Source organism: Actinomadura sp. B10D3 (assembly GCF_039871695.1).
Classification (GTDB): domain Bacteria; phylum Actinomycetota; class Actinomycetes; order Streptosporangiales; family Streptosporangiaceae; genus Spirillospora; species Spirillospora madurae.
Genome location: NZ_JBDPLY010000014.1, coordinates 196,528 through 214,789, shown reverse-complemented (window position 1 = coordinate 214,789; position 18,262 = coordinate 196,528). Strand labels below are relative to the sequence as shown.

At 73.0% G+C, this 18,262-nt stretch carries 11 protein-coding genes; 4 read left to right on the top strand and 7 right to left on the bottom strand.

Annotated elements, in window-relative coordinates; translation table 11 throughout:
* Nucleotides 1-42: 42 nt before the first annotated feature.
* Complete coding sequence (locus tag ABGB11_RS22320; protein WP_347635756.1) at nt 43-5,526, bottom strand: carboxyl transferase domain-containing protein; 5,484 nt, start codon at nt 5,524-5,526, stop codon at nt 43-45.
* Nucleotides 5,527-5,728: 202 nt separating this feature from the next.
* The gene (locus ABGB11_RS22315) at nt 5,729-7,306 is read right to left on the bottom strand and encodes an MDR family MFS transporter (RefSeq protein WP_347635755.1); all 1,578 of its coding nucleotides are present in this window, start codon (nt 7,304-7,306) and stop codon (nt 5,729-5,731) included.
* 183 nt (nt 7,307-7,489) lie between these two features.
* Between ABGB11_RS22315 and ABGB11_RS22310 the strand changes: the two genes are divergently transcribed.
* Nucleotides 7,490-8,539, top strand: coding sequence for an LLM class flavin-dependent oxidoreductase (locus ABGB11_RS22310; protein ID WP_347635754.1), 1,050 nt, complete (start codon nt 7,490-7,492; stop codon nt 8,537-8,539).
* Nucleotides 8,540-8,633: 94 nt separating this feature from the next.
* Here the strand turns inward: ABGB11_RS22310 and ABGB11_RS22305 are convergent, their stop codons facing one another.
* Nucleotides 8,634-9,857 carry an MFS transporter gene (locus ABGB11_RS22305; protein WP_347635752.1) on the bottom strand — a complete coding sequence of 408 codons (1,224 nt, stop codon included), beginning with the start codon at nt 9,855-9,857 and terminating at the stop codon, nt 8,634-8,636.
* Between the two features lie 22 nt (nt 9,858-9,879).
* Between ABGB11_RS22305 and ABGB11_RS22300 the strand changes: the two genes are divergently transcribed.
* Both ABGB11_RS22300 and ABGB11_RS22295 read left to right on the top strand, forming a co-directional pair.
* Entirely contained in the window at nt 9,880-10,554 is a 675-nt protein-coding gene (locus ABGB11_RS22300; RefSeq protein ID WP_347635751.1) for a FadR/GntR family transcriptional regulator, read from the top strand.
* Between the two features lie 144 nt (nt 10,555-10,698).
* Nucleotides 10,699-13,323 carry an HAD-IC family P-type ATPase gene (locus tag ABGB11_RS22295; RefSeq protein WP_347635750.1) on the top strand — a complete coding sequence of 875 codons (2,625 nt, stop codon included), beginning with the start codon at nt 10,699-10,701 and terminating at the stop codon, nt 13,321-13,323.
* Here ABGB11_RS22295 and ABGB11_RS22290 read toward each other — a convergent pair.
* A complete protein-coding gene (locus ABGB11_RS22290) occupies nt 13,313-14,287 on the bottom strand; it encodes an NAD(P)-dependent alcohol dehydrogenase (protein ID WP_347635748.1) in 975 nt (324 codons plus the stop codon). The genes ABGB11_RS22295 and ABGB11_RS22290 overlap by 11 nt on opposite strands.
* Nucleotides 14,288-14,456: 169 nt before the next feature.
* On the opposite strand from ABGB11_RS22290, the gene ABGB11_RS22285 reads away from it, so the two are divergent.
* Complete coding sequence (locus ABGB11_RS22285) at nt 14,457-15,386, top strand: NBR1-Ig-like domain-containing protein (RefSeq protein WP_347635762.1); 930 nt, start codon at nt 14,457-14,459, stop codon at nt 15,384-15,386.
* A gap of 52 nt (nt 15,387-15,438) precedes the next feature.
* Here the strand turns inward: ABGB11_RS22285 and ABGB11_RS22280 are convergent, their stop codons facing one another.
* From ABGB11_RS22280 to ABGB11_RS22270, 3 genes are read right to left on the bottom strand one after another with little or no spacing between them, the layout of a single operon-like run.
* Nucleotides 15,439-16,383 (bottom strand): SpoIID/LytB domain-containing protein, encoded by a 945-nt coding sequence (locus tag ABGB11_RS22280; protein ID WP_347635747.1) that lies wholly within the window; start codon nt 16,381-16,383, stop codon nt 15,439-15,441.
* A 37-nt stretch (nt 16,384-16,420) separates the two neighbouring features.
* A complete protein-coding gene (locus ABGB11_RS22275; protein WP_347635746.1) occupies nt 16,421-17,308 on the bottom strand; it encodes a peptidase inhibitor family I36 protein in 888 nt (295 codons plus the stop codon).
* A gap of 41 nt (nt 17,309-17,349) precedes the next feature.
* Complete coding sequence (locus ABGB11_RS22270; protein ID WP_347635744.1) at nt 17,350-18,195, bottom strand: peptidoglycan-binding protein; 846 nt, start codon at nt 18,193-18,195, stop codon at nt 17,350-17,352.
* Between the last annotated feature and the right edge of the window lie 67 nt (nt 18,196-18,262).

Here is an 18,262-nt window from a genome sequence, read left to right as displayed (position 1 = left end):
CCCCCCCCCCCCCCCCCCCACGGCCCCCGCGCCGCCCGCGGATCAGTGCAGGCGAGCCTCGATGGCCTCGATGATCCGGGGCCGCATCTCCGCGGCGCCGATGACGGCGTCCACGGAGCCGACCTCGACCGCGCGCCGGATGTCGTGCACCCGGTCGAACTCCGCGGCCACCTCGCCGAGCTTCTCCGTGCGCACCGCCGCGCGGAGCTCGTCCAGCTCCGCCGTCAGCGCGGCGCGGTCGGCGCCGGAGGTCGGCGCGACGCGGGCCTCCAGACCCCGGACGCGCGGGTCGGCCGCGGTGCGGGCGTCGACCTCGCTCGCGAACACCGCCGCCGCGGCGGGGGCGCCGCCGAGCACCGAGGCGAACGAGCCCTCCAGCGCGAGGACGGTCATGTTCGGGTTCAGCGCCTTGGAGAACACCACGAACGCGCCGCCGTGGTACCGCGAGATCACGCAGAACACGATGGGCCCGCGGAAGTTGACGATCGCGCGGCCGATCTCCGCGCCGTACTCCAGTTGGAGCTTGCGCATCGACTCCGGCGAGCCGTCGAACCCCGACAGGTTCGCCAGCACCACCAGCGGCCGGTTCCCGCTCGCCGCGTTGATCGCCCGCGCGGCCTTCTTGGACGACTGCGGGAACAGCGTGCCCGCGGTGTAGGCGTCCGGGCCGTCGGTGGGCGGGAAGCCGCGCCGCGGGACGGCCCGCGACTCGATGCCGAGCAGGCACACCGGGATCCCGCCGAGGTGCGCGTCCTGCACCGCCGCGGTCTCCGCGTCGACCATGCCCGCCCAGCGCTCCAGCACCGGGTGGTCCTGGTCGGACAGCGCCCGCATGACGGTCCGGATGTCGAACGGCTTCTTGCGGTCCGGGTTGGCCTCGGCGGAGAAGATCTCGCCGACGGTGGTGAAGTCGCTGCCCTCCACGGCGTGGGGGAAGTCGGAGATGTCGCGGTCGACCGGGTCGGTCGTGGCCGCGCGGCGCGGCGCGTCCTCGCCGGGCGCGACGTAGGTGTGGTCGTAGTGCGCCATCAGGACGTCCCGGGCGGCGGCGAGGTTCGGCGCCCAGTACTGCGCCTGCCCGTTCGGGCCCATCACCCGGTCGTAGCCGCCGATGCCGAAGTTGTCCTCGGCCGAGACGCCGCCGGAGAAGTCGAGCGCCTGCTTGCCGGTGAGCACCATCGCCGAGTCCGGCGTCATCACGAGGATGCCCTTGGTGTGCATGAGCATCGTCGCCTCGGCGTTCCAGTACGGCTGGGCGCCGACGTTGATGCCCGCGACCACGACGTTGATCTCGCCGCCGTCCTGGGTGAACTCGACGATCCGCTTGAGCGCCGCGGCCACCCAGTCCATGTTCTCGGTGCCCGACTCCATGGAGATCCGGGCGCCGGCGGACAGCGCGTACCACTCCAGCGGCACCCGCATCCGCTCGGCCAGGTCCAGCGCGGCGATCACGCGGCGGCACTCGGGCTCCGACAGCGCGCCGAGCGACTTCGTCGGGTCGCCGAGCAGCACGACCCGGGTGATGCCCTCGGGGTGGCGCGGGGTCGGTGTGGTGACGACGCCCGCGACCATCGCCGCCGTGTTGCGGCCCTTCGGCCGGTCGACCGGCACCAGCACGTTCGCCCTGTCTTCGGCGAGGTCGTCCTCGGCGAGGTCGTGCTCGGCGAAGTCGCCGAGCATCCCGGTCAGCTCGTACGGGTACACGGTGTTGCGGCTGCTCGCGCGCAGCACCTTCTGCCGGTAGCCGTCGAGCGGCTCGACGGGGTCGTCCGACGGCTCGCCGACGGTGAGCTCGGTGCCGCCGGCGGCGTCGAACGTGATCCGCACGGCTACCTTGGTCAGCGCGCCGCTCTCCGGGTCGCGCCGCCGCGCGATGAACAGGATCTCCTCCAGCCCGGCGCCCTCCGTCGACGGCAGCATGCGCTCGGCGAGCATCTCCAGCTCCGCGCGGGTGAGGTCGCTCGGCGGCCAGACGTAGATCACGATCCGGTTGGTGGAGAACCGCTTCTTGGACGGCCGCCGGGCCAGCGCGCGGCGGATGGAGTCGAGGCAGGTGGCGACGGTGTACTCGGCCGTCGGCAGCGCGAGCAGCCGGCCCTCGTGGTCGCGCAGTTCCTTCAGGTCGCGCACCTGCGCGAACGCGACGAGGCGATCGTCGGACGGGTTCTCCCGCGCCACGCACTGGAAGAGGTAGACCTCCTCGTCCGAGGACGGCAGCCGGGTCAGGTCGAACTTGTTCAGCCGCTCCATCTGCATCCGCTGCGCGATGTACGGGTGCAGGCCGCGGATGAGCCGGTCCTCGGTCATCCCGGTGGGGGACGGGCGGAACGTGAAGTGGTGGTGCATCACCGCGCCGCTGCTGCCCGCGACGGTCGCGGTGAGCCTGCGGACCTGCCCCGGCAGCGGTTGCGCGTCGATGACCTGGCGCAGCGCCTCCGCCATCGCGTCGAAGTCCTGCGGCTGCTTCTCCCAGGAGAGGTAGATGTCGGCGTCGACGGCGTCCTTGCCGCCCGCCAGCTCGGCGAGGCCGTTCAGCGCGCCGCCCAGCCGCTCGAAGTTCACCGCGGCCGAGACCAGGCACGACCCCTCGCGCTCGGCGACGACGAACGTGCAGCCCCCGGCCTCGGCGGTGCGGACGCCCGCCAGCCCCTTGTTGCCGTAGTACCGGCGGGTCAGCACCTCCAGCATGACCGCGTTGTCCTGGTTGCCGCGGAAGAGCCGCTGGCCGAGCAGCCGCACCAGCGGCTCGGTGCTGCGCACCATCTCGGCGATGCGCTCGGCGCGGTCCGGGGCGTCCGGGTGGCGGTCCAGGTGGCGCAGGTGCGCCCGGACGCCGGCGTAGACGCGGGCGCGGTTGCGGCGCAGCATCGGCTGGGCGTACCAGGCGAACACCACCCCGGCCGCGAGGTCGTAGACCACGGGGAAGTGCCCCTGCGCCGCGGCGATGAGCCGCTCCAGCGCGAGCCCGGCCGGCTCGCGCAGGGCCTCCTCCGGCGGCGGCTCCCGCAGCCACGTGCGCAGCAGCGCCGCGACGGCCGCGGCGCCGGCGGACGCGCGCTGCTGCGCCAGGAAGATCCGGAAGACCGCCGCCTCCAGCTCGGGGGAGCGCTCCAGGTCGGTGACGCCGTAGTGCCCGAGCGCCTTGGCGAGCTTGGCCTGGAAGCTCTTCGGCAGTCCGGCCCGCTCCACGTCCAGGCTCTGCAGGTAGGTGTGGAAGTACTCGCGGGCGCTGTGCACGTGCCCGCCCGAGTCGCCGTCCTCGCCCGCCGGGCGGTTGCGGCTCAGCTCGGCGAGGTCGGCGAAGGCGTCGAGGAGCCCGATCTCCTCGGCCAGCGGCCGGTGCCCGTCCGCGGCGGCGGCCCGGCGGGCGGCGAGGTAGTCGTCGAGCACCCGGCCCTCGTCGTGCGGGTCGCCGTCGAAGCCCAGCAGCAGGCCGCGCAGGCACTCCCGGCCGTGGGCGACGCGGTCGCGCGCCGGGACCTCCCCGGGCGCGGCGGGCAGGTCCAGCTCGGCGGACGCGGCGGACGCGGCCTGCTCGTCCTCGGCGTCGTCCGCGAGCGGTTCCAGCCGCAGCAGCGGCGCGCCGGTCTCGACCTGGCTGCCCACGGACACGGTGCACTCCTTCAACCGCGCCCGGAACGGCGCCCGCAGCACCGTCTCCATCTTCATGCTCTCCAGCACGAGCACCGGCGCGCCCGCCTCGACCTCGTCGCCGGCCGCCAGCGGCGTGGCGACGACCAGCGCGGGCGCGGGCGACCGGACGACGCCGCCCTCGTCGCGGCTGACCCGGTGCGTCACGCCGTCCACCTCGACCAGGTGGACCGGCCCGTGGGTGCCGATGAGCAGCCGGTACCGGGTGCCGTTGACGACGATCTGGCCGCTGTGCCGGTCGAAGCGGTCGAGCTCGACGTCGGCGGTGCGGACGTCGCCGCCTGCCTCGATGCCGACGCGGAAGCGGTCCGCGCCGACGCGCGCGACCCGGGCCCGGTAGACGGCGCCCCGCAGCTTCAAATCCAGCGGACGGCCGCTACGGTGCTGGACCTGCGGCCGCCCGCCGAACGCCGTCGAGAGCAGGCGCTGCCGCTCGGCGCGCTCCTCGTCCTCGTAGGCCTCGATGGCGGCGGCGGCCAGCGCGACCGCGGAGTGCCGGTTCTGGACGAGCCCGCCCTCCGCGCGGACGCGATCGATCCAGCCCGTGTCGGCGCTCGCGTCGATCACCTCGGGCCGGTCGAGCAGGTCGAGGACGAAGCTCTTGTTCGTCGCGCCGCCCTCGATGATCACGGTGGTGCGCGCCATCGCCCGGCGCAGCCGGCCGAGCGCCTCGTCGCGGTCCCGGCCGTAGGCGATGATCTTGGCGATCATCGAGTCGAAGTCGGCGGGGATGGTGTCGCCCTCGCTCACGCCGGTGTCCACCCGGATGCCGGGTCCGGCGGGGAGGTCGAGCCGGGCGATGCGGCCCGGGGCGGGTGCGAAGTCGCGGTCGGGGTCCTCGGCGTTCAGCCGGGCCTCGATCGCGTGCCCGCGCTCGGCCGGCGGGCCGCCGTCCAGCCGGCCGCCGGACGCCACGTGCAGCTGCGCCTTGACCAGGTCGAACCCGGTGGTGGCCTCGGTGATCGGGTGCTCGACCTGCAGGCGGGTGTTGACCTCCAGGAACGCCAGCAGCTCGTCGCCGGGGTGGTAGAGGAACTCGACGGTCGCCGCGCCGCGGTACCCGACCGCGACGGCCAGCCGCTCGGCGGAGGCCTTCAGCTCCGCCGCCCGCGCCGGGCTCAGCACCGGCGACGCCGACTCCTCGATGATCTTCTGGTTGCGCCGCTGCACCGAGCAGTCGCGGACGCCGAGCGCCCACGCCGCCCCCTGGCCGTCCGCGATCACCTGGACCTCGACGTGCCGGGCGCCGGTGACCAGGCGCTCCAGGAACACCACGCCGCTGCCGAACGCCCGCGCTGCCTCCTGGCTGGTCCGCTCGTAGGCGTCGGCGAGGTCGGCCTCGTCGGTGACGACGCGGATGCCGCGCCCGCCGCCGCCCGCGGTCGCCTTCAGCATCAACGGGTAGCCGATCTCGCCCGCCGCCGCGAGGGCCGCGTCCAGGGTCTCCACCGCGCCGCGGCTCCACGGCGCGACCGGGACCCCGACCTCCTCGGCGATCAGCTTCGCGCCGATCTTGTCCCCGAGCTTGCGCATCGCCTCGGCGCTCGGCCCGACGAAGGCGACCCCGATCCTCTCGCACAGTTCCGCGAACGCCGGGTCCTCGGCGACGAAGCCCCAGCCGACCCAGGCGGCGTCCGCGCCGGTGTCAACGAGCGCGCGCTCCAGCACGTCCAGGTCCAGGTACGGGCGGGCGGAGGCGGGGCCGAGGTCGTAGGCCAGGTCCGCCTCCCGGACGAACGTAGCCGTCCGGTCCACATCGGTGTGCAGGGCGACGGTCTCGATCCGGGTCCCGGTCTCCGCGGCGATGTCCCGCACGGCGTTGATGAGCCGCATGGCGGCTTCACCGCGGTTGACGATGGCGACACGACTGAACACCGCACCGAGCCCTTCTGTAGACGATCCGCGCCGCGACATGACGCCGGCGGCAGTGTTCAGCCTCCCGCTTCCCGCCCCGCCGGCGCCATGCCGCGAACTACGCACGCTACGCGTCTCCAGTTGTGGGATTCCTGCAAAGCCTCGGCCGGCTGGCGCACGCTTTGCCGCCTCTCGACCACGCCGCGTGTCCGCGGGGCCGGGATCAGCAGGCCGGTTCGAGGACGAGTCCGGCCTTCTCCGGCTCGCGGGCGGCCGTTCCGGACGCGTCGAGCGCCGCGGCGCTCCCGGGGGCGGCGGGCCGCTTCGGCAGCAGGAAGGAGATCCCGACCATCACGAGGGCGAGCACGCCGCTGAGGACGAACGCCAGCCGCATCCCGTCCAGCTGGGCGAGGGCGGCGGGGACGCCGGCGGCGACGCGGGCCTCGGCCCGTCCGGCCATCACGGTCACCACCAGCGCGGTGCCGAGGGCCGCGGAGACCTGCTGGAGGGTGCCCAGCATCGAGCTGCCGTGCGGGTACAGGTGCTCGGGGAGGGCGCCGAGGCCGAGCGTGAACACCGGGGTGAACGCCGCGGCCAGCGAGACCATGAGCAGCGTGTGAAGGCCGAGCACCTGCCAGTACGGCATCGTCATCGAGATCTGGGTGAACCCGGCCAGGGCGAGCATGATGCCGAGCGCGCCGGGGATGATCAGCATCCGGGCGCCGAAGCGGTCGAACAGCCGGCCCACGACCGGGCCGAGCAGCCCCATGGCCAGCCCGCCCGGCATCACCAGCAGGCCGGTCTCCAGCGGGGACAGCCCGCGCAGGTTCTGCAGGTAGATCGGCAGCAGGATCATCGAGCCGAGCATCGCCATGAACCCGAGCGACATCAGGAGCAGGGAGAGGGCGTAGACCGGGTGCCGGAGGACGCGCAGGTCCATGAGGGGGACGTCGCGGCGCTGGAGCCGCAGCTGCCGGACCGCGAAGGCCGCGATCGTCGCCAGCCCGGCCAGGACGATCAGCGCGGGGACGGCCGTGCCGCCCTCGCCGAACCGGCTGAGCCCGAAGACCAGGGAGCCGAACCCGGCGGCCGCGGCGCCGACGCTGAACCAGTCGATCGTGCTGAGCTGCGGCTCGCCGACGTTCTCCAGCCGGGCCAGGCCGCGCCAGGTGACGAGGGCCGCGACCGGCAGCACCGCCGCGAACAGCAGGCGCCAGGACCCGAGTTGCAGGATCAGGCCCGAGACCGCCGGGCCCATCGCCGGCGCGACCGACATCGCCAGGGTCACGTTGCCCATCACCCGGCCGCGGTCCTGCTCGGGGACGACGGTCATCAGCGTCGTCATCAGCAGCGGCATCATCACCGCGGTCCCGGTCGCCTGGACGACCCGGGCGAGCAGCAGCAGCTCGAAGACCGGCGCGACCATCGCGAGGGCCGTCCCGGTGAGGAAGACGCCCATCGCGGTGGCGTAGGCGCGGCGGGTGCTGACCCGCTGGAGGAACCAGCCGGTGACCGGGATCACCGCGGCCATCGTCAGCATGAACGCCGTCGACAGCCACTGCGCCGCCTGCTCGGTGACGGCCATGTCCGCCATCAGCCGCGGGATCGCGTTGATCATGATCGTCTCGTTGAGGATCACCACGAACGTCGCGAGCACCAGCAGGCGGATCACCGGCGGCGTGCGGTGGGCGCCGGAACTTCGTCCGGCCGGGGCCTTCCGAGCCTTCCGGGTCTTCTGGGGCGCGGGGGTGGTCGGGGCGTGTCCGGGCTCGCTGCCGGTGGGGGCGTGTGTAGTCGTCATGCCAAGGCTGACCGGAGCCCGCCCGGAAACTCATCGCCGATCCCGGTATGAGTTGATTTTTTCGTGACCGCCCGCGGTTGGTCCGATACGCGGAAAGTGACCACCTCGTCACGGCGCAGCGCCTACGCTCGTCCCATCCCCCGATGGGTGCGTGAAGAAGCGCACTGCAAGGAGACGTTTTCCGTGAAGTTCAGCTACGCCATGCTCCCCGACTATCCGGTCGCGGACTCGCTGGCCTCCATCAAGCTCGCGGACGAGCTGGGATTCCACGCGGTGTACGCGGCCGACGAGCCGTGGCACAAGGACCTGTGGCTGCTGTTCGCCGCAGCCGCGGCGAACACCTCGCAGATTCGCCTCGGGCCGTCGGTGTCGGCGGTGACGCTGCGCGAGCCGTCCCTCATCGCGCAGGCCGCCGCGACGCTGGACGAGCTCACCGGTGGCCGCGCCGAGGTCGTCCTGGGCAGCGGCAACTTCGGGGTGCTCGCCCAGTACAAGATCGACTGGGCGAAGACCAAGCCGCTCACGCGGGTGAAGGAGGCCGTCGCGGTCGTCCGGACCCTCCTGGACGAGGGCGCCATCACCCGCGACGGCGAGTTCTACTCCTACGACGGCCTGTTCACCTTCGCCCGTCCCGTCCAGGAGCACCTGCCCGTCAAGATCGGCGCGATGCGCGGGCCGAAGTCGTTCGAGGCGGCCGGTGAGCTGTCCGACGGCGTCCACCACGCGCTCAGCTACTCGCGCGGCGCGTACGAGTACGCCGTCGAGCACGTCAAGATCGGCGCCGAGCGCGCCGGCAAGGACTGGCGGTCGCTCGACATCGGCGCCTGGGTGGTGTTCGCGGTCGGGCCCGACTCCACCGCGGCCAAGGAGGCGGCCCGCAGCATGGTCGGCCTGTACGCCTCGGCGATGCCGGCCGAGCAGCTGCAGCGCAACGGCGTCGACCCGGCGGACATGGCCCCGATCATCGAGGCCATCGGCGGCGGCGACCTGGCCAAGGCCATCGAGCTGACCACCCCGGAGATCACCGAGAAGCTGTCGCTGGCGGGCACCCCCGACGAGGTCCGCGCCAAGATCGAGAGCGACATCGCGCCGACCGGCGTCAACCACATGATCTGCGCGATCACCGACCCCGGCCTGGTGAAGTCCTTCACCGGCCGCGACCTCACCGGCGTCCCGGACGTGGACGGCCAGCTCCGGCTGATCCACGAGCACCTGATGCCCGCGTTCAAGTAACCGGCGCAGGCCACCGGCACGAGGGCCGGGCACCGACCACGGTGCCCGGTCCTTCGCATGCCCGGCCCATGCCCGGCCCTTACATGCAGGGCTCTCAGCCGACCTGGCGGTCGCGCCCCGCGAGGAGGCCCGCCGCCAGCTGCGGCACCATGAGCACCGCCATGAGCACCAGCGGCGCCTCCCAGCCGCCGCCGTGCTCGTAGAGCGCCCCCACGAGGACGGGGCCGGGGATCGAGATCAGGTACCCGGTGCTCTGCGCGAAGGCGGACAGCCGCGTGACGGTCGCGCCGTCCCGCCCGCGCATCCCGATCATCGTGAGCGCCAGCGGGAAGGAGCAGTTGGCGACGCCGAGCAGGCACGCCCACAGCCACGGCGCCGCGGCCGGGGCCGTGGCCAGCCCGGCGTAGCCGGCCAGCCCGAACAGGCCGAGCGCGACGGCGACCCCGCCCTGCCGGCGCAGCCGCCCGGCCACCAGCGCGAGCGCGAAGGACAGCGGGATGCCGAGCACCGAGGTCACGGCGAACAGCAGCCCGGCCGTCTCGGCGGACAGGCCGGCGTCCCGGTAGATCTGCGGAAGCCAGCCGATGACGATGTACGCGGCGGTGGCCTGGAGCCCGAAATAGACGGCGAGCGCCCACGCGGTCGGGCTCCTTGCGAGGGACGGCCGCTCGGCGTCCGGAGCCGGGTCCGCCGAGGGCGCGAGCGCGACGCGGTCGCGGGCCAGGCCGATCCACGCGGGAACGGCCACGGCCGCCACCAGCGCCCACGCGCCGAGCCCGATCCGCCAGTCGCCGAACCGGTGGGCCAGCGGGACGGTGGTGGCCGCGGCCGTCGAGGCGCCGATGTTGAGGGCCATCGCGTAGCCGCCGGTGACCGCGCCGACGCGGTCGGGGAAGCGCTGCTTGACCACGGCGGGCAGCAGCACGTTGGTGACCGCGATCCCGGCGAGCGCGACGGCGCTGAGCGCGACGAACACCGTGCCGTCCGGTGCGAGCGGCCGCAGGGCGATCCCGGCCGCGATCGCCCCCATGCCGGACAGGACGACGGCGTCGGGCCCGTGCCGGCGCGCGAGCCGGGACGCGGTGAAGCCGACCAGCGCGAAGCAGACGGCCGGCATCGCGGTGAGCAGCCCGGCGGCGGTGGCGCTCATCCCGAGAGCGGCGCGGGCCTCCTCCAGGACCGGGCCGACGCTGGTGACGGCGGGCCGCAGGTTCAGCGCGGCCAGCATCAGCGCGAGCGCCGCGAGCCATCCCGCCCGGACGCCGGGCCGGGCCGCGACCCGCGGCGGGGACGGCGCGGGGGCCCTCTCCTCAGGCATCCGCAACTCGTATAATCATGGGATGAGTCTACGTCCCGTCCCGCGGCCGACCGGACTGTTCGACCATGTCGTCGCGACGCTCCGCCGGCAGATCACCTCCGGCGCCTGGCCGGTGGGGTCGCGCATCCCCACCGAGCCGGAGCTGGTCGAGCAGCTCGGGGTGGCCCGCAACACCGTCCGGGAGGCGGTGCGGGCGCTCGCGCACAACGGGATGCTGGACGTCCGGCACGGCTCGGGGACCTACGTCGCCGCGACGAGCGAGCTGGCCGGGGTCATGGTGCGCCGCTTCGCCGGCGTGGAACGGCGCGACGTGATCGAGATGCGGGGCGCCCTCGAATCGTCGGCGGCGGCGATGGCCGCCGAGCGGCGGACCGAGGACGACCTCCGCCGGCTGGAGGACCTGCTCGACCGGCGCGAGGCCGCCTGGGAGTCGAGAGACCGCGACGCCTTCGTCGACGCGGACGCCGCCTTCCACCGCGCCGTGGTGGCGGCGTCCCGCAACGAGGTCATGGCCGAGCTGTACGCCGACCTCGGCGAGGTGATCCGGCGGTCGCTGCGCGACCACTTCAGCCCCGAGCTGCGCGTGGACGAGTACATGGACCACTCCCGCCTGCTGGACGCGATCCGCGCCCGCGACGCCGGCGCCGCCACCCGCGAGGCGGCGTCCCACACCTCCACCTGCCGCCCGTCCCCCTGAGCGGCGGGCGGTCAGCGACCCGGCCGCCTGACGTTTCCGGCCGCGAGGACCGTGCAGAACGAGGAGCAGAGCCGGCAGGGACCGGCCCCGGTGGGGGACCTTCGCCCCTGTCCGCCGCCGCGGCGCGGACGCGAGGGTGGGAACGTGACGACGACGACCGCACTGGAGCCCTACCAGCGGACCGCCGCCGAGGTCGCGGACGACCTGGGCACCGACCTCGATCAGGGGCTCGGGTCCGGAGAGGCCGCCGCGCGGTTGGACCGGCACGGGCCCAACGTCCTTCCGGCGGCACGGCGCCGCAGGCCGGTGCTGCGGTTCCTCCTGCAGTTCCACAGCCCGCTGATCTACGTGCTGCTGGTCTCCGCGGTCATCACGGCCCTCCTAGGCGAGCACGTCGACGCCTCGGTGATCCTCGGCGTGGTGATCGTCAACGCGATCGTCGGGTTCGTCCAGGAGGCGCGGGCCGAACGGGCGCTGGCGGCGCTCGCCGCGCTGACCCGGACCGTCGCCACGGCCGTCCGGGACGGGCGGCCCGCCCGCGTGCCGTCGGACGACCTCGTCCCCGGGGACGTGGTGGTGCTGGAGGCCGGCGACAAGATCCCGGCCGACGTGCGCCTGGTCCGGGTCGCCGAGCTGAAGGTGGACGAGTCGGCGCTGACCGGTGAGTCCGCCCCGGTCGCCAAGGCGCCCGATCCCGTCGGGGACGCCGCGCTGGCCGATCGCCGCGACATGGCGTACTCCGGGACGTTCGCCACCTACGGCACCGGGACCGGCATCGTCACCGCCACCGGCGCGGACACCGAGATCGGCCTGGTGCACCGGCTGGTCGGCCAGGCCACCGCCGTCCAGACGCCGCTGACGCGCAAGCTCGCCCACTTCAGCCGGGTGGTGACCGTCGTGATCCTCGGGCTCGCGGCGGTCACCTTCGCCGTCGGCGTGCTGCGCGGCGAGCCCGCCGCGGACATGCTGACCGCCGCGGTGGCCCTCGCGGTCGGCGCCATCCCCGAGGGCCTCCCGGCGCTCGTGACGATCACGCTGGCGTTCGGGGTGGCCCGGATGGTGCGGCGCAACGCCATCGTCCGGCACCTCCCGGCGGTGGAGACGCTCGGTAGCGTCACCGTGATCTGCACGGACAAGACCGGGACGCTGACCCGCAACCAGATGACCGTCACCGGCATCGCCGCGGCGGGCCGCCTGTACGAGGTGACGGGCATCGGCTACGCGCCGGACGGCGAGATCGTCCCGCCCGCCGACGCGGTGGCGCGCGAGTGCCTGCTCGCCGGGCTGGCCTGCAACGACGCCCGGCTCGCCCTCGACGGGGACGGTGTGGTGGGCGATCCCACCGAGGGCGCGCTGGTCGTCAGCGCGGCCAAAGCGGGCATCGGCGAGGCCCCCGAGCGGCTGGACACGATCCCGTTCAGCTCCGAGCGCCGGTACATGGCCACCCTGCACCCGGGCGGCGTCGTCTACGTGAAGGGCTCGCTGGAACGGGTGCTCGCCATGTGCGACACCCAGCTCGCCTCCGGCGGCGAGCCCGAGCCCCTCGACGCGGACGGCATCACCCGGATCGCCCACGCCTACGGTGACCAGGCCCTGCGCGTCCTCGCGTTCGCCCGCGCCCGCGTCGACCCCGCGGCCGACCGGCTCGACGGCCTGCCCCGGCTCGTCTTCCTGGGGTTGCAGGCCATGCACGACCCGCCCCGGGAGGAGGCGGCGCGCGCCGTGAAGGCGTGCCTGACCGCCGGCGTCCGGGTCAAGATGATCACCGGGGACCATGCCGCCACCGCCCGCGCGATCGGCGCGCAGATCGGTCTCGACGGCCGGGCCATGACGGGGGCGGACCTCGCCGCCTGCCCCGACGGCGAGCTGCCCGGCGCGGTCGAGGAGACGGCCGTGTTCGCCCGCGTCTCCCCGGAGCAGAAGCTCCGCCTCGTCCGGGCCCTGCAGAGCCGCTCCCACGTCATCGCCATGACCGGGGACGGCGTCAACGACGCACCGGCCCTCAAGCAGGCCGACATCGGTGTGGCGATGGGCCGCGCGGGCACCGAGGTCGCCAAGGAGTCGGCCGACATCGTCCTCACCGACGACGACTTCGCGTCCATCCGGGCCGCCGTCGAGGAGGGCCGCGGCGTCTTCGACAACCTGGTCAAGTTCATCGTGTGGGCGCTGCCCGCCAACATCGGCCTCGGCCTGGTGCTGATGGCGGCGATCCTCGGCGGCGGCGAGCTGCCGATCCTGCCCGTCCAGGTGCTGTGGCTGAACATGACCGCCGTGCTGGTGCTCGGCCTCCCGTTCGCCGTCGAGCCCCGCGACGACGGCATCATGCGCCGCCCGCCCCGCGACCCGGGGCTCCCGCTCGTCACCCGCTCCCTCGGCGCCCGCATCCTCCTGGTCTCGGTGATCCTGCTCGCCGGCGCCTTCGGCCTGTTCCACTGGGAGCAGGCCCATGGCGCCTCCCTCGGCGAAGCCCGCACCATCGTGGTGAACGTCTTCGCGGCGACGCTGCTGGCCTACCTGTTCAACTGCCTGTCGCTCGACCGGCCCCTGCTGTGGCACGGCGTCCGCCGCAACCCCTGGGTCGGCGCGGGCGCCGCCGCCCTCGTGGCCGTCCAGGCCCTCTATACCTACGCGCCCTTCATGAACGACGTCTTCCACTCCGCCCCGCTGCCCGCCTCGGCCTGGGCCCGGATCGCCGCCACGGCCGCCCTCACCTATGTCCTCGTGGAACTCGCCAAGTGGGCGTCCCGGCGGCAGGTGGTCAGAAGGTGATGGCGACCTTGCCTCGGGCGTGGCCGCGCTCGATGTAGCGCAGCGCGTCGGGGATCTCGGCGAACGGGTAGGTCCGGTCGATGACGGGGGCGATCCGTTCCTCCTCCATCAGTCCGGCCAGGAACCGGAGGTCCGCCGAGTTGGGCTTCCAGCTGACGGTGGCGAGACGCTGGCTGACGAAGGGGGAGGTCAGGGCGCCGCGCATCACCTGCGCCGCCGGACCGAGCAGCCCGCCGCGGCGGCTGGCGATGCCGCCCACGATCACGAGCGTCCCGCTGGGGGTGAGGACGCGCCGCAGCGCCGCGAACGACCTGTTGCCGACGATGTCCACGAGCAGGTCGTACCGTTCGTCCCGTTTCAGGACGTCCTCGCGGGTGTAGTCCACGACGTCGTCCGCCCCCAGGGAACGGACGAGCTCGACGTTCCGGGTGCTGCACACGCCCGTGACCTCGGCTCCGAACGTCCTGGCGAGCTGGACGGCGAACGTGCCGATGCCTCCCGACGCGCCGATGATGAGGACCCGCTGCCCGGCGGAGATCTTGCCCACGTCCCGCAACCCTTGCAGCGCGGTGTGCCCGGCCATCGACACCGAGGCCGCCTGCTCGAAGGTGAGGTCGCCCGGCTTGACGGCCAGCCTGTCCTGCGGGACGGCGACCAGCTCGGCGAACGACCCCAGCCGGACCTCCCCGAAGACCTCGTCGCCGGGACGGAACCCCGTCACATCGTCACCGACCCGCTCGACGACGCCGGCGAGGTCGGCGCCGGGAACCAGGCCCGGTTTCGGACGCCGCAGGCCGATGCTGAGCCGCACGAGCTTCGGGTCGGCCGCGACATGGCGCCAGTCGTAGGGGTTGACCGAGGCGGCCCGCACCCGCACGAGCACGTCGTCGCGCCCGATGGCGGGCTCGTCGACGTCCTTCTGGGTCAGCACGTCGGGCGGGCACAGCTCTTCCCCGCGACCCACACCGACGATGCTCTGCTGAACGTCATCTACGGCGAGACGGTCCCCGGTCCGCCCGCGGGGCGTTGAGGGCTGACCGGCGCGGTCGGGGGCGGTCGAGATCGATCTTGCTGAGACCCGATGGTGCTTGAGTGGTGGCTGGAGGCGCTGTTAGCTTCGGGCGGTGGGCGACATGCGTGCGCAGGAGGAGGCCATCGCGGACTTCGCGGCGGCCCTGCGGGAGTTGCGCAAATCAGTCGGAAACCCGCCATTCCGGGAAATGTCCGGACGATCTGGGGCAATCTCGCATACGACCCTGCATGAAGCCACGAAAGGGAACAGGCTTCCGAGCTGGGGGACCACGGCCGAGTTCGTCAAGGCGTGCGGCGCCGACCCCGCCGCCTACCGCGAACGCTGGGAGAGCGCGAACCGGGTGGTCGGCTCGGCGGGTGCGGGGAAGACCGCGACCCCGGCCGCCGGGACCATCGAGAGCCGTGCCGTGCACATCGACATCGGGTCGGACGGCGAGGTACCCCGCGCTGGTGAGGCGGAGGGGCGGGCGTGGTTCCGGCTGAGCCGCCCGGTCGCGCTCGCGTTGGCGACGGCGGCCGTCGGCATGGGGACGGCGATCGTCATCGTGGTCGCCGTCGATCGCGACTCCCAGGCGGGCGGGGACGGGCTGAAGCCGTCCGGCAGCCTGGCGAAGGCCACGCCGTCCCCGGCCGACTGCCCGGTGCGCGCGTCCAACCCTCCGCCGGCCCCGCCCCGGCACCGGGGCGACGCGGCCAGGTTCATCGCGGACATCACGCTTCCCGACTGCTCGCGCGTCGGCGCCGGGAAGACCGTGACGAAGGTGTGGCGGCTCAAGAACGCCGGGAAGGTCCCGTGGGAGGGGTACTCGCTGCGCCGTATCGACGTCCCGCAGCGGGCCGACCAGTGCCAGACCATCTCGGACGTGCCGATCGACGACACGAGACCCGGGAAGATGGTCGACATCCGGGCCGACATCACCACGCCGCGCAAGCCGGGCCTCTGCTACGTGCGGTTCAAGATGGTGGACGCCTCGGGGAAGGTCGCGTTCCCCGGAAGCCGTCCGGTCAATTTCCAGATCATCGTGCAATGACGATGGTCCCCCGCCGCGAGGGGCACGGCGGGGAACCAGGGTCGGGCGGGAATCAGGAGAGGGTGATCCCGCGGTAGTAGGCCTTCAGGATCCTGGAGTGACTCCAGCCCGCGTCGGCCTTGTCGCGCGAGCCGTACTGCGACATCCAGTCCCCGGTGACCCAGCCGCCGCACGCCGTCGTCGTCGCGCAGTAGTGGGCCTCAAGGATCTTTCCGCCGCGGGTCATCCGGGTGCCCCACGTCGCGTCCACCGCGGCGCTCGTCGACGCCGTCGCCGAGCCGGGCTTGTAGACCTGGCTGGAGGTGTTGTCGTAGACGTCGAAGCACTGGCCGCCCGGCGTCTTGCGCGTCGAATGCAGCGCCCAGTACCAGCCGTAGCTCTTGACGGCCACGGCCCCGGCCCGGAGCGACTCCCGAGGCCAGCTCGGGACCCACTCGTTGGGCAGGACGTTCTTGACGTAAGTCTTGAACGACACCCGGTCCACGCGGTTGAGCGACACCCGGTACACGAGGATCGTCGTGGGCAGTCTGCTGTTCGTGCCGTCGGTCTTGCACCCGGTCGGCGGTGTGGAGCTGAGGAACTGGTGTGAGGCGTTCTGGTTCTTCAGGCTGGAGTTGAGGTTGCCCTTGGCGCCGGCCTTGAAGTCCTGGTGCTTACCGCCGTAGTTGCTGTTGTAGTAGACGCGGACGGTCTTCTTGCTGCGGTTCCAGACGGATGCGGCGTTGTTCTTGATGCACTTCCCTTTGCCGTTGCCGGCGCCCTTGAAGTCGTAGCAGGAGGGCTGTGCGGTGCCGTAGTCGGCGACCGAGCCGGTGAAGTCGGAGACCGAGCCCTTGTTGCCGCTGTTGAAGTAGTAGCAGAACTCGCCGCTCTCGCAGACGCCGTTGCGGCTCGCCGCCGAGGCGGACGTCGCCGGGATCAGGACCGCCCCGCCGAGCGCCATCGCGGCGGCCCCCGCCGTCAGCCGCGAGATCAGCCGCGCGTTTCGTGTCGACACTGTCGTCTTCCTCTTCTGTCAGAGGCCGCGGGGCGCCCTAGCGGACGTTGTAGCCCTGGGAGTGCCAGAACGAGGTCGGGTTCGGGTTGTCCAGGTGCGGGTCGTTGACGCTCTTGGCCGCGTGCGTCTGCCGTCCGAGCCGCATCTCGACGTGGGTGTGCGCGGCCGAGCTGGACGACACCCCGCGCCACGACTCGTCGGCGATGACCTGGCCGCGCTTGATCGACTGGCCCACGCTCAGCCCGGACCGCGGCGCGGAGTGCAGGTAGATCACCGTCTTGTTCGCCGAGGCGTTGTAGACGGAGATGGTGGAGAGCCCGCCGCTGCCGGTGTGCCCGCGCGCGATGTAGATGATCTTGCCGGCCACCAGGGCGCGGACGTCGGAGCCGACGCCGCGGGCGATGTCGATGCCCTCGTGCCGTCCGGGGGTGCTGGTGTAGCCGTCGAACCCGCAGGTGATCCGGCCGCCGCTCGCCGTGTACAGCCCGCGCGACATGTTCGTGCGCGACGACGGCGAGAACTGGTGTGAGGCGTTCTGGTTCTTCAGGCTGGAGTTGAGGTTGCCCTTGGCGCCGGCCTTGAAGTCCTGGTACTTGCCGCCGTAGTTGCTGTTGTAGTAGACGCGGACGGTCTTCTTGCTGCGGTTCCAGACGGATGCGGCGTTGTTCTTGATGCACTTGCCCTTGCCGTTGCCGGCGCCCTTGAAGTCGTAGCAGGAGGGCTGTGCGGTGCCGTAGTCGGCGACCGAGCCGGTGAAGTCGGAGACCGAGCCCTTGTTGCCGCTGTTGAAGTAGTAGCAGAACTCGCCGCTCTCGCAGACGCCGTTGCGGGCCGCCGCCGAGGCGGGCGAGGCGAGGGCGGCCGCCGCCCCGCCGAGCGCGATCGCGGCGGTCGTCGCGGTGAAGATCTTGGTGAGCGTGCCCATGTCGTTTCTCCTCCGTTGGGTGAGCCTGGATGTGGGATGGATCAGCGGGTCCGGTACTCCTCCCAGGTGCGGATCGTCACGGTGGGGCCGTCGTCCGGGCCGCGGTTCGCGAGCCCGTTCAGGCCGAGGTAGTAGTCGCCGACCTGGTGCTGGGCCGGGCCGGACAGGTCGGTGTCGTTGATGGCGGCGGCGTGGATGTGCCACGGCCAGTCGCCCTGTGCGGGGCTGCGCACCCACGCGGCGAAGCCGACGCGGCGCAGCGCGCGGGCGGCGGCGGTCCGGGTGGCGGCGTCCATCCCCTTGACCGAGATGTCGACGACGCCGCCGCCGTCGTGGGTGCCCGCGGACGTGGGGTCGCCGCCGGGGTTGTAGGACCCCTGGTCGAGGACGAGCTTGCGGCCGAGCAGCCGCTCCGCCTCGGCGAGCATGCTCCGCGTCCGGGTGTTGACGACGACGCCGCCGGTGGTCACCCGGGCGCCCGGCGCGATGACGCGGGTGACGGTGAAGCGGCCGGCGCCGAGCTCGGCCAGGGACGTCTTGCCCGGCAGGCCGTTGGCGTCCAGGCCGGTGTAGCCGAGCGACTTCTGGTACTTGGCGTAGGCGGCGACCGTGGTGGTGCCGAAGTAGCCGTCCACCCACTTGGCGGCCAGCAGCTTCCGGTCGCGCAGCGCCCGCTCGACGAGCAGCACGCTGGCCTTCGCGCCGGGGGTCAGCGTGTCGTCGGAACGCCGCGGGTCGATCTGGGCCGCCTTGACCGTGGCCTCCATGTTCACCTTCGGGAGGGCCTCGGGGCCGGCCACCTGGGCCGCCGAGGTCCCGGACGCCGCGGTGAGGGAGGTGAGCAGGGCGGCCGCCGCGATGCCGGCGACATAGGTGGGCAGCTTCATCTGATCTCCTGACGGCGGGAGCTGGGAGCGTGGGAGCGGGAGCTTGGGAGCGGGGCGGTGACGCCCT